Genomic DNA, 14,022 nt, shown 5'->3' on the forward strand with positions numbered 1-14,022 from the left:
GTTCGACCGGACGCGACGTGTCGGCGGTCGGATTCGGCACCAGAAACATCGGCGGCAGTTGGGGTGGCGTCTCCGACGAAACCGGCCGTGATGTCGTTCGCGCCACCCTCGAGTCGGAGATCGACTTCATCGACACGGCGGCCGTCGTCGACGACGGCCGCAGCGAGCGCGACGTCCTCGCCGCGCGTCCGACCGCCGTGTGGAGTACGAGGCGCTGAAACGCGACCTGGCGACCGACCACGACGACCTCCTCGCTTACTCGATGGGGAAAACGGCGTTCGTCGAACGGCTCCTCGAGGTCGCCCGAACGGACGACGAGTTGGCCTTCGCGTTCGCGGTTCCGACACTCGAGTCGTAACGGAGGGGGCAGACGCGCCGGGCTCAGCACGCGAGCGTGACGAACTGATTGATCGCCTCGTCGCTCCCCGCGACGATCAGCATGTCGTCCACGCTGACGACGAACTCCGGTCCGAGGTCGGTCAGCAGGTCTCCGTTCCGTTCGACCGCGACGACGGTACACCCCGTCCGCGCTCGTAGGTCCACGTCGCCGAGACTCCGGCCGACGATCCGCGGGGCAGTCGTTCGAACGAGTTCGAACTGAGTCTCCGGCGTGAGGATCTCTTCGTCCTCGATCAGGATGGAGGCGAGCATCCGGCCGGTCACCGTCGACAGCGACAGAACGTACTCGGCTCCCGCTCGGTAGAGCTTCGGAATGTTCTCGGTCTCGTTCGCACGTGCGATGATCTCGACGCCGGGAGCGACCTGTTTGAGGACCAGCGTCGCGTAGATCGTCGTCACATCGTCGTCGAGGGTGAGAATGATCGAACGGGAATCATCGACGGCTGCATCCTCGAGGACCGATTCGTCGGTGACGTCGCCGACGACGTCGACACCGGCCTCGTCTACGATATCGACGACGCATGTCGAGACGCCGCCGGATACCAGGGTCTCGACCGCGGTTCGTCCGACGACGCCGTAGCCGCCGACGACCACACGGTCCGGATTGTGCCGCAGCGACGACACGGTCTGCGATTTCAGCTCCGTGAGGTCGTCGCGGCGACCAGCGACGAGCAGGATCGTATTGCCGTCGATCACGTTTTCGGGGCCGGGAACGGGGACGAACTCCCCGTTGAACCACGCGCCGATGACGGTGATCCCCATCCGGTCTCGGATGCCCGACTCCGGGATCGTCTGGCCGACGAGGTCGCTGTGCTCCTGGACGAGGAGTTCGGTCACTGCGAGCTCCTCGCTGAGCTCGATCGTGTCCCGAAGCTCCTCGGAGACCGTCGTCGTCGCCTTCGTCGCCAGGCTCTGTCCGAGCACCCGTCGCGGCCGGACGATTTCGTCGGCACCGGCGTAGCGGTGATAGCTCGCGACGTCCTCGTCTTCGACCACGCTGACGATCCTGAGCTCGCTTGAAAGCTCTCGCGCCGTGAGGATCACCATCGCGTTCGTCTCGTCGTCGATGTCGGTAACGAGCGCGTGAGCGTCCGCGGCGTTCGCCGCCTGCAGCGTCTCCTCCTGATCGAGTTCGCCGTAGATGGCGTTGGTCCCCTCGCTGTTGAGCTCGACGACCAGCTCGGGGTCGTCGTCGATGAAGACGTAGGGGACGTTCGCCGCCTCGAGCTCTCCCGCGAGCACGTCCGAACGCGGCGTGTACGAGCAGATGACGATGTGGTCGGTGAGCTCGGTCGACTCCGGTGGCCGATCCTCGAGCGCCTGCTGGAACAGCGGGACGACGATTAGCGGTAGCGCGAGGAAGACGAGCAGGACGCCCGTGAGGTTCATGACGACCACAAACAGGTTCATCTGAGGACTCTGCCAGTCGCCCGCGTCACCGCCGAAACCGGCCGTCGTCAGCGTTTCGATGACGGTCTGGATCGCATCGGCGTACGTCCTCGTTTCACCCTCGAACGTGGCCATTCCCAGTTGGTAGAGCCACGCATAGACGAGGACGAGAACGAGAACGGCGACCAGCGAGAGAACGATTCGCCGCCACCAGTGGTTCATCATTGGTACGTGACTATCGAGTGGTTTGTAGCTTCGGAAGTCCACCCCTCGTGCAGTGATGTGACGACACCGACTGCCACCTCACCGCTTTCCAATCCGTTTTGTTCCTCGCTATTGAACCAGTAGCCATGGAGTACACCACGCTCGGTGACACGGGCACGACAGTCTCGAGACTCTGCTTCGGCACCTGGCGCTTCGGAAAGGAGAGCGACGGCACCGTCGAAACCGACCGCGAGCAGGCCCGCGAACTGCTCGACACCGCCTGGGATCGCGGCATCAACTTCATCGACACCGCGAACGTCTACGGCGATCCGAACGGCACCAGCGAGGAGTGGATCGGCGAGTGGCTCGAGGACCGCGATATCCACCGCGAGGACGTCGTCATCGCCTCGAAGGTCTACTTTCCCTTCGACGGTCGCGGCGAGCCCGGTCCGAACGACTCCGGGCTGGGACGCAAGCACATCCGCGCACAGATCGAGGGCACCCTCGAGCGGCTGGGAACCGACTACCTCGATCTGTACTATATCCACCGCTGGGACGAGAACACGCCGATCCGGGAGACGATGCGGACGCTGACCGAACTCGTCCGCGAGGGGAAAGTCCACTATCTGGGAGCCTCGAGCATGGCCGCCTGGAAGCTCACCAAGGCGCTGTGGACCAGCGACGTCGAGGGCCTCGAGCGCTTCGACGTGACCCAGCCGATGTTCAACGCGGCCGACACCGACGACGTGACGGACTACCTCGAGGTCTGTGCGGATCAGGACATCGCCGTCTGTCCGTACTCGCCGCTCGCGGGTGGCTTCCTCACCGGAAAGTACGAGCGGGGCGAGGACGGCAGCGTGATCGCGCCCGACGGCTCCCGGGGCACCCTCACGGACCTCTTCGAGGACCGTTATACCAGCGAGACCGCGTGGGAAGTGCTCGAGGCCGTCGAGTCCGTCGCCGAGCAGGTCGACGCCACGCCGGCGCAGGTCTCGCTGCGCTGGCTGATGGAACAGGATCGGTTCACCTGCGTGCCGATCGTCGGCGCGCGAACGCCCGACCAGCTCGAGGAGAACGTCGGCGCGGTCGAACTCGAGTTGAGCGACGAGCAGTTCGGACGGATCGACGACGCTCGCGGTGGGGACGGCGACGGCTATCGCTGAGTTTCACAGTAATTGGTAGACGGATTCGTTCGTGTGAACGGAACAGTGCTTTCTGACGTGATCAGGGAACGAAGCGCCCTGCTATCGTGGTAACTAGGAGAGCCACACCCTCCCCAGCCGATTCGCTCACTAGCGTTCGCCCATCCCTCGCGCAACATCGTCGACTGCCCTCGCTATTACTCGGGCAGCCGACAGCGCGCGCCACCGCGTCAGTTGACCGGTCCGAAGTGAACGTAGTAGCATTCTTTCCCCGATTTCCACGAGTGGCTGTGAAGAACGGAATCGTGCGTCTATCTACTATCGATCATCGGCCGTCGGTTCGAGCGCGATCCGATATTCGGTCAGGTTCTCGTAGCCGTTCTCGGTGACGGCGATCAGATCCTCGATACGGACGCCGCCGACCGCGGGATCGTAGATGCCGGGTTCGATCGAAATGACGTGGCCGGCCTCGAGCTCGCCGCCCGAGGGCGAGACGCTGGGCTCCTCGTGGATGTCGAGGCCGACGCCGTGACCGGTACTGTGGATGAATCCCGTCTCCGTGTTCGGATCGCTTCGCAGCGTTTCGTAGCCCGCGTCCTCGATCACGTCACAGGCCGCGGCGTGGACGGCGGCTCCCGTCACGCCGGCTTCGACGGTCTCGAGCGCGGCCTCGTAGGCCTCCCACGTGACCTCGTAGCGTCGCCGGGCCTCCTCGCCGGGATCGCCGCGGGCGAACGTCCGGGTCATGTCCGCGAAGTAGCCCGTCTCCTTGTCCCGCGGGAAGATATCGATCACGATCAGCTCGTCGGGCTCGAGCGGCCCGCTCCCGCGGTCGTGGGGGTCCGCACCGTCGGCTCCGCAGGCGACGATCGTCTCGTCGAGCGCACAGCCGTGGCGGAGCAGGGTGACCTCGATCTCTTCCGTGACGCGTTCGCTGGTGAGCACGTCGCCGTCGCGAACGAGGACGCCGTCCTCGACGCCCGCGGTCGCGATCAGCTCCTCCGCTCTCGCCATCGCGGCCTCGTTCGCCCGCTGGCTCGCCCGGATCTGGTCGACCTCCCACTCGGTTTTCGTCGCGCGGATGTCCGTCACGATCCCCTCGCGTTCGACCGTCACCGCGAGACCGTGCTCGCGGAGCCCGTCCGCGGTTCCCGTCGGGAAGTTCTGGGGGACTGCAATCGAGTCGACGGCGTGGTCCTCGAGAAACGCCGCCAGCATGCGGATCTTCCCCTCGTACCGGCCGTACTCGGCGACGAATTGCTGGTACTCGTACGCTGCCCGACGAGTGACGGAGTCGGCGCTCGCCTCCGCGCTCGCGCGACCGTACTCGAGGCCGGAGACGAGCAGGTGGACCCCGTCGGCGGTCACGAGCGTCTGAAAGGGGTCCGGTGCCGTGAAGCCGGAGACGTACCGCTGGTCGGAATCCGAAGCGTCGTCATCGATCAGATAGCCGTCCAGCTCGTTGGCCTCGAGAAATTCGCGAAGGGCAGAGAGATCGACGTCGAGGTTCATGGACGCACGTGTGACAGCGGCGTACATAATCCCGGGGTTCCCGGCCATCGGTTCATACCCACAAACTTATCACTAGCGATGGTAATTCCCGGATATGAACCGTCGTCGGCTCCTCGCAACGAGTGCCGCAGTCGCACTCGCCGGCTGTCTCAGCGATCCCGACGACGAGACGCCGACGGGCGCGGGTCTCGTTCGAGACGCGATCGAGACGCGCCGCCACATGCGCTCCCTCGAGGCCCGGCGAACCGTGTCGGCCGGCGCCTCGGACGAGACCGTCGAACGAGTCGAGCGCATCGCTCGACGGCCGCCGGCCAAACAGCGGATCGAAGTGCTCGAGTCGACCGATCCGGACGTCCCGGTCGGTTCGATCACCGTGACGAATCGGGCGACGACGTGGGAGTACAACCCGTCAACGGAGGTGGTGGACAAACAGTATCATCCAAACAAGGTCGACACCGACCGAACGCGTCTCGTTCTCGAGAACCTCCTCGAGGAGTACCGCCTCGGCTACGAGGGAACCGAGACTGTCGACGGCCGCACTGCACACGTCGTCGAGACGAAACCACAGGTCGACGACATCGGCCCGAAGGTCGAACTCGTCGTCGGAGACACGACGTACGTCATGCCGGTGAATATCATCCAAGATCTTGAGAAACTCGAGGTGGTCCGGACCGTGTGGATCGATGCCGAGTATCGGTATCCGATCAAGGAACGGAACACGATGCGTGAAGACGGTGAGACGCGCCACGAACTGACCGTCACGTACGAGAACCTCTCGATCGACGAGGGGCTCGAACCGGGGACGTTCACGTACGAACCGCCGAACGGAGCGACCGTCGTTACCGACGGTCGCGAGCCCGAGGGCGTCTTCGAGAGTCGAGAGGCCGCCGAAGCGCACCTCCCGTACGGGCTTCCGGATCCGGACGTGCCGGACGCGTACGCGCTCGACCGGATCACCGTCATCGATCGAGAAGACGAGTACGGTGGAACCACCGCGATGCTGTGGTACAACGATCCGAACGTGATCGCACGCGAACTCTACGTGGCCGTCCGAGAGTTCCAGCGGTTCAGCCCGACGTCGCCGGATGTCGAGGAGATCGAGGTCGACGGCACCACGGCCTACCGTCGCGACGGGCGAATTCAAAGCATTTTCTGGACGTGCGACGACCTGAGCTACGAGGTCTCGAGCCTCACCGACGACACGCCGCTTCTCGAGATCGCGGCCTCGATCGGCTGTTCGTAATCCGTTCGTAGACGCCTCTTTTCGACTGTCATTCGGACAGGAACGCTCTGCTGATCGGTACAGGCCAAGCAGTTAACGGATGACAATTGGATCCTATTGGGTATGGCAGTAGAATAAGACGAGGTGTTCAGGTGGACACGAACTCGTAGGCGAGGGCCAGAACCAACATCAAGACAGCGGTTGCGGCGACCGCTACAAGGGGACCCGCCTCGAGATAGTCTGAAGCAGTGACCCCGAGAACGACGGAAATGCTTCCCAACACCCACGCTACCCGTGACGGGAGACGCTTGCTTGATGCGCTACTGTCCATACTGATGGCAATCTTCCTCGCGTACAAGTAATTTCGGTGAAGGGATTTCTTGGCTACTTAGCACGGTGGTTGAAGAGTCGGTATGTTCGCACGTCTACTGATCGGTCCCACTATACTCACAACCGGACTGTCCGAATCGATCACCTCGAGACGGGACTAACGGGATCGGTATCGGTAAGGCGGGGCCACCCCACAGAGCGACCATGAACGTCACTATCACGCCCTCGAGCGTCGGGGGGACGGCGCGGGCACCGCCCTCGAAGAGCTACACGCACCGGGCGATCCTCGCGGCGGGCTACGCCGACGAGGCGACCGTCCGCGACGCGCTCTGGAGCGCGGACACCAAGGCGACCGCCCGCGCGGTGGAACTCTTCGGCGGCGATGTCGACCGATGCGAGGACGAGACCCTCGAAATCGACGGCTTCGACGGACGACCCGACGTCCCGGCGGACGTCATCGATTGCGCGAACAGCGGGACGACGATGCGTCTCGTCACCGCCGCGGCCGCACTGGCCGACGGCACCTCGGTGCTGACCGGCGACGAGTCCCTGCGCTCGCGTCCCCAGGGCCCGCTGCTCGAGGCGCTGACCGATCTCGGAGCCCAGGCCGACAGCACCCGCGGGAACGGGCAGGCCCCGCTGGTCGTCACCGGTCCGCTCGCTGGCGGCGAACTCTCGATTCCGGGCGACGTCTCCTCGCAGTACATCACCGCCCTGCTGCTGGCCGGTGCGGTCACCGACGAGGGGATCGCGATCGACCTCGAGACCGAACTCAAGTCCGCGCCGTACGTCGACATCACGCTCGAGGTGCTCGACGACTTCGGCGTCGAGGCGCGGAAGACGGACGCCGGCTTCGCGGTCGACGGCGGGCAGTCCTACCGCCCCGCGGGTGGCGACTACGCTGTGCCCGGCGACTTCTCGTCGATCTCGTATCCGCTGGCGGCGGGTGCGATCGCCGGCAACGAGGGCGTCCGCATCGAGGGCGCTCATCCGAGCGCGCAGGGCGATACCGCGATCGTCGACATCGTCGAGCGCATGGGTGCCGACGTCGACTGGGACCGCGACGCGGGAACGATCGACGTTGCGAAGGCTCCGCTCTCCGGGATCGAGGTCGACGTCGAGGACACACCCGATCTGCTCCCGACGATCGCGACGCTGGGCGCGGTCGCAGAGGGCAACACGCACATCACGAACGCCGAGCACGTTCGGTACAAGGAGACCGACCGCGTGAGCGCGATGGCCGAAGAGCTGGGCAAGATGGGCGTCGAGACGACCGAGGAACGGGACTCGCTGATGATCCACGGCGGCGACTCGAGCCTCTCGGGGGCGACCGTCTCCGGACGCGACGACCACCGGATCATCATGGCGCTCGCGCTCGCGGGGCTAGTCGCCGACGGCGAGACCACCATCGAGGGGGCCGACCACGTCGACGTCTCGTTCCCGGGTTTCTTCGGGATGCTCGAGGAGTTAGGGGTCGGACTCGAGCGCGACGGGCGGCAGTAGCGACCGTCGTCCCGTCGATGACCCGTCGGACGGTCGCCGTGATCGGGGTGACGGCTCACTCGGGAATCTGGAATCGATCGAGGACAATGGTGTGCTCCCGTTCCGGCCCTCGCCAGGTGACCGCGAGGTACTCGCTGAGGTCGGCGCTGGGAACCCCGACGGTGAGCGAGTCACCGGCGGTCACCTCGCCGGAGAACTGCACCTCGGTGAGGCCGCCCTCGAACCCGACCTGGACGTGATCGCCTCGGAACGCGGGACCGCCCTCGTGGACGATCGTCACCGTCTTCGCGTCGGGATCGTACTCGAACGAGAGGTCGACCATCGGGGCCGGGTCGCCCTCGTCTACCTCGTCGTAGTCCGGGTTCGTCGGCGGCGGGCCGACTCGAGTGACGGCAACGGCGGCACCGAGCATCGGTTCCGATCGTTCCGCAGTCCTGTCCACCGGCCAGTTCGTGAGCCACACCTGGCTCAACAGGTTGGGATCGGTGTCTTTTGGCGTCTCGTCGTACTCGACGGTCGCGCGGTAGACGCCGTCGTGGTGCTCGGTGAACGCTGCCTCGTAGCCGCGAACCGGGTCTTCGCGTAATTCCGCCAACGGACGTCCGATCCAGAACCGGTGGGTGTCCCTGGCCTCGTAGTATGCCTCGTCGACGTACGCGTGGACGTTCCAGTTCCCGGCGTCGGCGTCGTAGACCGGGGCCAGAAAGACGTGCTCCGCGTCGTCGGTCGTGTCGATGACCGGATCGACGGCAACCTCGGAGGATGAGGCGTCGGCCTCGAGACTGTCGTATCCCCAGACGATTTCGGGGTCGCCAGTGTAGGTTATCTCTCGGATGGGGTCGATCCACGACGGTCGATGACTGACCTCATCGATCGACGCCGATCGGTCGCTACGGGCGGTTATGTCGACTCGATAGGCGCCGTCCCCCGTGGACTCCAGATCCGACGGGGTGTCCTCGTCGTTGTTGTCGGCGCGTTCGTCGGAGGGGGCGTCGCTCACGCAGCCCGCAATACCGGCCGCTCCGGTGGCGACTGTCGCGAGCAGAATCTGGCGGCGTCGAACCATGTAGAACAATTGTCAAGTAGTCTAATAAATTTTGTGCTATAGAACGCGATGAAACGATGGGAACACGGCGAAATTGACAGCGTTCTCCGTCTCGAGTGTCGTGGCGTTCGCGGATCTGGTCGGAGCTTCGAGCGTCACGACTCGGGTATCGTTCGTCCCGGCCGCTCGAGAGCGACGCCGACAGCTATTCCGTGAGTTCGCTCGTCGCCTTCCGACAAAGATAGCTTTTTATACCTCCGAAAAATGATGGTATACAATGGCAAGCAATACGCCGGTGCTCGTTAGCGCTGTTAGGACAGCACAGGGAAGAGAAGACGGTGCGCTCGCGGACATTCGAAGCGAAGATCTCTCGATTCCGCTGGTCAACGAGATGCTCGCCGAGACGGGTGTCGACGGCGAGGACGTCGACGACCTGATGTGGGGCTGCGCCCAGCAGCGAGCGGAACAGCGAACGAACATCGCGCGACAGATCGCGCTCTTCTCGGAACTCGGCGAAGGGGTTCCGGCGACGACCGTCGACCGGCAGTGTGCCTCCTCGGCGCAGGCGATCATCAGCGCGGCGGACTCGATCGCCGCGGGCCGCCACAGCGCCGTCGTCGCCGGCGGCGTCGAGAGCATGAGCCGCGTCAAGATGGGGGCCGCCGACAGCGGCGAGATGTATCCCGGACTCGAGGAGGAGTACGGCATGCGCAACCTCCAGATGGGGATAACGGCCGAGAAGGTCGCCGAGCAACACGACATCTCCCGGGCGGAACAGGACGAGTACGGCGCACGGAGCCAGCAGCGCGCAGTCGAGGCCACCGAGGAAGGGAAGTTCGACGACGAGATCGTCCCCATCGAGACGGAAGACGGCGTCCACGACGAGGACGAGGGTCTGCGCCCCGGCACCACAGCCGAGAAACTCGCCGAACTCCCCACCGTATTCAAGGAAGACGGTACGGTCACGCCAGGCAACGCCTCTCAGATCGCCGACGGCGCCGCCGGTGTTCTGCTGACCAGCCGGGACTTTGCCTCCCAGAACGACCTCGAGGTCCTCGCCGAGGTCGGGACCAGCTACGTCGCGGGCGTCGATCCGACCGTCATGGGCGTCGGTCCGGTCCCCGCCACCGAGGGCCTGCTCGAGCGAGCGGGCCGCGAAATCGACGACTACGGGCTCGTCGAGATCAACGAAGCGTTCGCCAGTCAGACGCTGTACTCCCAGCGCGAACTCGGGATTCCGGACGATCAGCTCAACGTCAACGGCGGTGCGATCGCGATCGGGCACCCGCTGGGGTGTTCCGGCGCGCGCCTGCCGGTGACGCTCGTCCACGAGATGAACCGCCGCGGAGTCGACCGCGGAATCGCGACCGAGTGCGTCGGATTCGGACAGGGAGCGGCGATCGAGTTCGAACTGCCCTGAGACGCTCACCCTGAGTTTTTTGGTCGCTTCGCGAATAGTGCGGGACCTCTGGTTCCGTATACCGTGCGAACGGCACTTCGTGCCGTGAGCAGACGAAGTGAGCGACGGTCAGCGAGAGCTATGAGACGTCGTACGTCGTCTCGAGATACGTAACGAGCTCGTCGACCATCGACGGGTCGTACGTCCAGAAGCCGTAGAATGCACCGTCTCGGCGTTCCTCAGCGAGCAACGCGCAGGTTTCCATCTCGTTGTCACCGCCATCGAACGCCACGAACCAGTACTCGCCGAGTTCGCTGTCCGGTTCGGACACGACCGTCACACCGTCGAGCGCCGCTCTGTCCCACGCGTCGTCGAGGAACACTGCCACCGCGAGCGAGCCGTGGCTCCCCAGCCGTTCGTAGACCGCGGTCTGTGCGGCGAGCGCCGCCGCTCGCTGGAACCCCGCGTACAGCCGGCCGGAACCGACGCGCCACGCCCGTTCTTCGATCTCGCGGGCCGTGGCCACCATCTGCCGGCGGTCGTAGGCGGTGAACAGCGTGTTCTCGAGGAAGTCGAACAGTTCCGATCGGTCGTGATCGGCGTCGGCAAGTTCCCAGGGTGGATGGATTTCCGGCGAGAGAACCGCGCGAAACTGGTCGATCCCCATCGCGCCGCGGAACTCGCCGTCGGCGCTCCGAACGATCACGAACCCCGAATCGTCGAGCGAGCCGAGCGATCGGTGGGTCACGTCGACGTTCCGCGTCTCGAACTGGCGTCCCAGTTCCGCACCGACCGCGTCGTCGTCCGTGTGGACCTCGAGCGTTTTTCGCCGTCGTTCGATCCGTTCGATGAGGGTTTCGAGCGAGTTCATGGCGACGAGTCGGTCACTCCCATGGCGTCGATGACCGCGGTGGGAATGTCCGCGTCGGTGACGGCGTTCGTTTCGGCGTCGAACGTGATGAACCCCAGCGCGTCGATCCGGGGGAGTATCGCATGATACAGCCGAATTCGGATCGGATTCCGGTCGGCCGGCCTCGCGATCGTTGCTTGGACGCTGGCATCCTTGGCCGCGAGGACGTCCGCGAGTTCTTCGATCGTCGGCGTCGGGTTGTCGTAAAGATAGAGAAGCGCGTAGCGGGCGTGACGATCCGCAAGCAGTTGGAATACGTCGTCGACCGGAAGCTCACCGGCCGCTGCGTCGAGGGCGAACGGATCAAGTTCGAACTCGTGGTCACCCATTCAGTGATCGTACGCCGTCAGTACAGAAATAGCTGTACGATGATGAGGGCGCTCGAGCGCGTTCGATTACGGCCAGTCGACCGTTTCGCTGGAGCCGGCGGTGAGAGAGACGGTGCCGCTGTCGACGGGGATACCGCTCTGATTGGAGACGGTGACGGTGACGTCGTACGTGTCTCCGTTGACACCCCCCTGTCGGTTGTTTGCCGACGGATAGATGACCGTCCCGGTCGGTGCCGAATCGTTCGTTTTCGTGGCATCCGACCAGTCGTGTTCGGTATTGTCGAAAACGACGGTGACCTCCCCGAAGTCCTCGCCCGGATCGACTTCGTAATCGACGGTGAACCGATTGTTCGTCCACTGCACGTCGTTCGTGACGGAGAATCCGACGAGCGTCGGATCGCCTTCGTCAGCCAAATCGTCGCCCGGCGGGTTCGAACCGTCGGCGGTCGTCGTGACCACCGTGGAGAGATCGGTGACCTCGCCCGAGCCGTCGTAAACGCAAAATCGGAACTCGTAGGTATTGCCGGCAGCACCGCCATCACTGCCCCCTCCCTGCGGGTACGAGAGGGTCTGCTCCGTGACTCCCTCGACGTACGTCGTCGTGCCGATGTGACCGGCGTCGAGGTTCTCGACCTCGAGCTCCACCCGGTCGAAGTTCGGAAGCTGACTTACGCGGTAGGAGATCGTAAACGCGGCGTTGCTGTTCCGCGAATCGTCGCGAATTTGCTGTTTGAACGCCGGTCCAGAGGTGACCGTAACGCGGCGTTCCAGTGACACGCTCACCGTCTCGTTCGATGCGACGACGTCAAACCCCAGCGCGTCGCTCCCGGTCGGACTGTCGGCATCGACGGAGACGAGGACGGACCGAGTCGCCCCGCTCTCGATCGAGAGGGCGGACGGTGAGAGCGTCCCCTGATCGGGGTTCGAGAGCGAAAGCGAGACATCGATGGTGTCGCTCGCGTTATTCGTCAGGGCGACCAGATTCTGATCGGCCGTCCCAGCCCGCACTGACGAAGCGATGTCGAGTCCGAGCAACGCGTTGCCGTCCTCGGTCGCGTTCATCGAAACGGCCCGGCTCGCGCCGAGCTGTGAGAACGCCTCCGTCCCGCCGAAAAGCAAGACTCCCCCGCCAACGAGCGATGCTTTCGCGAGAAACCGGCGTCTCGTACTCCTCCCTCGAGATCGCCGACGGCGTCGTCCCATTAAATACCAGTACGAATGTATGACTCTGATCGTGATGAGTGTATCGGTGTCACGAAACTGAAGCGACGCGGGAGAACGATCCGGTGTCGACCAGGTTCGAGCGTTCGATAGTCACCGAGTTCGATAGTCATCCATCTCGGACGCCCTGCGTGAATCCTGCACCGCTAAGTGGCCCCGCCACCGAGGACGTGGTAATGAACGGCAACCGCTTCGGTCGCCTCTTTCAGGTGACCACGTTCGGCGAGAGTCACGGAGAGGCGATGGGCTGTACGGTTTCGGGCTGTCCCGCCGGTCTCGAGCTTTCGGAGGAGGACATCCAGGCGGACCTCGACCGTCGAAAGCCGGGGCAGTCGATGATCACGACGAGTCGCGGCGAACCCGACGCGGTCTCGATCAAGTCCGGAGTTCAGGACGGCTACACGACCGGGACGCCGATCGGTATGGTCATCCAGAACAAGGACGCTCGCTCGGGCAAGTACGAACCGTTCATCACCGCGCCCCGGCCGAGCCACGGCGACTTCACCTACTCGGCGAAGTTCGGAACGCGCAACTGGGGCGGCGGCGGCCGCTCCTCGGCCCGCGAGACGGTCAACTGGGTCGCGGCCGGCGCGATCGCGAAAAAATTGCTCGCTCAGGAGGGAATCGAACTCAAGGCCCACGTCAACCAGATCGGCGACATCGAGGCTCCCGAGGTGAGCTTCGAGGAGATCGTGGAGCACTCGGAGGAAAACGACGTTCGCTGTGCCCACCCGGAGACCGCCGAGCGGATGCAGGAGCTGATCGCGGAGTACCAGGAGGAAGGCGACTCCATCGGCGGCAGCATCTACTTCGAAGCGCAGGGGGTTCCGGTCGGCCTCGGTGCACCCCGATTCGACTCGCTGTCGGCCCGGCTGGGACAGGCGATGATGGCCGTCCCCGCGACGACGGCGTTCGAGTTCGGTCTCGGCACCGACGCGGCCGAATGGACCGGCAAGGAACGGAATGACGACTGGGAGTTCGACGGTGAAGGGAACCCGACCCCCGTCGAGAACGATCACGGCGGGATTCAGGGCGGCATCTCGAGCGGCGAGCCGATCTACGGCGAGGTGACGCTACACGCCCCGACCTCGATCCCGAAGTCCCAGCAGACCGCGGACTGGGAGACCGGCGAACTCAAAGAGGAGCAGGTCATCGGCCGCCACGACCCCGTCCTCCCGCCGCGCGGCGTACCCGTCGTCGAGGCGATGCTGGCGTTGACCCTGGTCGACTTCATGCTGCTATCGGGTCGGCTCAACCCCGACCGCGTCGACGACCAGCCCGGAGAGTACGACACGGACTACCACCCGAGCAGTCCGCGCAACGAGTAGCTCGCCGGTCCGGAAGCACGCACTCGATTCTGTTTCGCGGACGTAGACGGTATATTGAGTCGATAGCAGACAAGAGAGAACCAATCGCC

Annotated in this window: 13 protein-coding genes; 7 read left to right on the forward strand and 6 right to left on the reverse strand. The window is 64.6% G+C overall.

Annotated elements, in window-relative coordinates; all coding sequences use genetic code 11:
- Positions 1-17 precede the first annotated feature (17 nt).
- On the forward strand, positions 18-218 hold the full coding sequence (locus tag LDH74_RS02345) for an aldo/keto reductase (RefSeq protein ID WP_226041029.1): 201 nt from the start codon (positions 18-20) through the stop codon (positions 216-218).
- Positions 200-358, forward strand: coding sequence for a GrpB family protein (locus LDH74_RS02350; RefSeq protein WP_226041030.1), 159 nt, complete (start codon positions 200-202; stop codon positions 356-358). The genes LDH74_RS02345 and LDH74_RS02350 overlap by 19 nt, the downstream gene beginning before the upstream one ends.
- 23 nt (positions 359-381) lie before the next feature.
- Here LDH74_RS02350 and LDH74_RS02355 read toward each other — a convergent pair whose 3' ends face one another.
- A complete protein-coding gene (locus tag LDH74_RS02355; protein ID WP_226041031.1) occupies positions 382-2,010 on the reverse strand; it encodes an NAD-binding protein in 1,629 nt (542 codons plus the stop codon).
- Between the two features lie 128 nt (positions 2,011-2,138).
- Between LDH74_RS02355 and LDH74_RS02360 the strand changes: the two genes are divergently transcribed.
- Positions 2,139-3,155, forward strand: coding sequence for an aldo/keto reductase (locus LDH74_RS02360; RefSeq protein WP_226041032.1), 1,017 nt, complete (start codon positions 2,139-2,141; stop codon positions 3,153-3,155).
- A gap of 297 nt (positions 3,156-3,452) precedes the next feature.
- Here LDH74_RS02360 and LDH74_RS02365 read toward each other — a convergent pair whose 3' ends face one another.
- Positions 3,453-4,646 carry a Xaa-Pro peptidase family protein gene (locus tag LDH74_RS02365; RefSeq protein ID WP_226041033.1) on the reverse strand — a complete coding sequence of 398 codons (1,194 nt, stop codon included), beginning with the start codon at positions 4,644-4,646 and terminating at the stop codon, positions 3,453-3,455.
- A gap of 94 nt (positions 4,647-4,740) precedes the next feature.
- Here LDH74_RS02365 and LDH74_RS02370 point away from each other — a divergent pair, with 94 nt between their 5' ends.
- Positions 4,741-5,889: a DUF2092 domain-containing protein gene (locus LDH74_RS02370; protein ID WP_226041034.1), complete on the forward strand. Its 1,149-nt coding sequence runs from the start codon at positions 4,741-4,743 to the stop codon at positions 5,887-5,889.
- 513 nt (positions 5,890-6,402) lie between these two features.
- Complete coding sequence (gene aroA / locus LDH74_RS02375) at positions 6,403-7,701, forward strand: 3-phosphoshikimate 1-carboxyvinyltransferase (protein ID WP_226041035.1); 1,299 nt, start codon at positions 6,403-6,405, stop codon at positions 7,699-7,701.
- A 55-nt stretch (positions 7,702-7,756) separates the two neighbouring features.
- Here the strand turns inward: aroA and LDH74_RS02380 are convergent, their stop codons facing one another.
- Positions 7,757-8,767 (reverse strand): hypothetical protein, encoded by a 1,011-nt coding sequence (locus LDH74_RS02380; protein ID WP_226041036.1) that lies wholly within the window; start codon positions 8,765-8,767, stop codon positions 7,757-7,759.
- A gap of 256 nt (positions 8,768-9,023) precedes the next feature.
- On the opposite strand from LDH74_RS02380, the gene LDH74_RS02385 reads away from it, so the two are divergent.
- Entirely contained in the window at positions 9,024-10,166 is a 1,143-nt protein-coding gene (locus LDH74_RS02385) for a thiolase family protein (protein WP_226041037.1), read from the forward strand.
- A gap of 118 nt (positions 10,167-10,284) precedes the next feature.
- Here LDH74_RS02385 and LDH74_RS02390 read toward each other — a convergent pair whose 3' ends face one another.
- The 3 genes from LDH74_RS02390 to LDH74_RS02400 all read right to left on the reverse strand — a co-directional run bounded on the left by LDH74_RS02390 (position 10,285) and on the right by LDH74_RS02400 (position 12,587).
- Complete coding sequence (locus tag LDH74_RS02390) at positions 10,285-11,016, reverse strand: DICT sensory domain-containing protein (protein WP_226041038.1); 732 nt, start codon at positions 11,014-11,016, stop codon at positions 10,285-10,287.
- Complete coding sequence (locus LDH74_RS02395; RefSeq protein WP_226041039.1) at positions 11,013-11,384, reverse strand: hypothetical protein; 372 nt, start codon at positions 11,382-11,384, stop codon at positions 11,013-11,015. The genes LDH74_RS02390 and LDH74_RS02395 overlap by 4 nt, the downstream gene beginning before the upstream one ends.
- A gap of 66 nt (positions 11,385-11,450) precedes the next feature.
- The gene (locus tag LDH74_RS02400) at positions 11,451-12,587 is read right to left on the reverse strand and encodes a hypothetical protein (RefSeq protein ID WP_226041040.1); all 1,137 of its coding nucleotides are present in this window, start codon (positions 12,585-12,587) and stop codon (positions 11,451-11,453) included.
- 194 nt (positions 12,588-12,781) lie between these two features.
- On the opposite strand from LDH74_RS02400, the gene aroC reads away from it, so the two are divergent.
- Positions 12,782-13,933 carry a chorismate synthase gene (gene aroC / locus LDH74_RS02405; RefSeq protein WP_226041041.1) on the forward strand — a complete coding sequence of 384 codons (1,152 nt, stop codon included), beginning with the start codon at positions 12,782-12,784 and terminating at the stop codon, positions 13,931-13,933.
- The last annotated feature ends 89 nt before the right edge of the window (positions 13,934-14,022 follow it).

Origin of the sequence: Natrinema sp. DC36 (assembly GCF_020405225.1) — an archaeon.
Classification (GTDB): domain Archaea; phylum Halobacteriota; class Halobacteria; order Halobacteriales; family Natrialbaceae; genus Natrinema.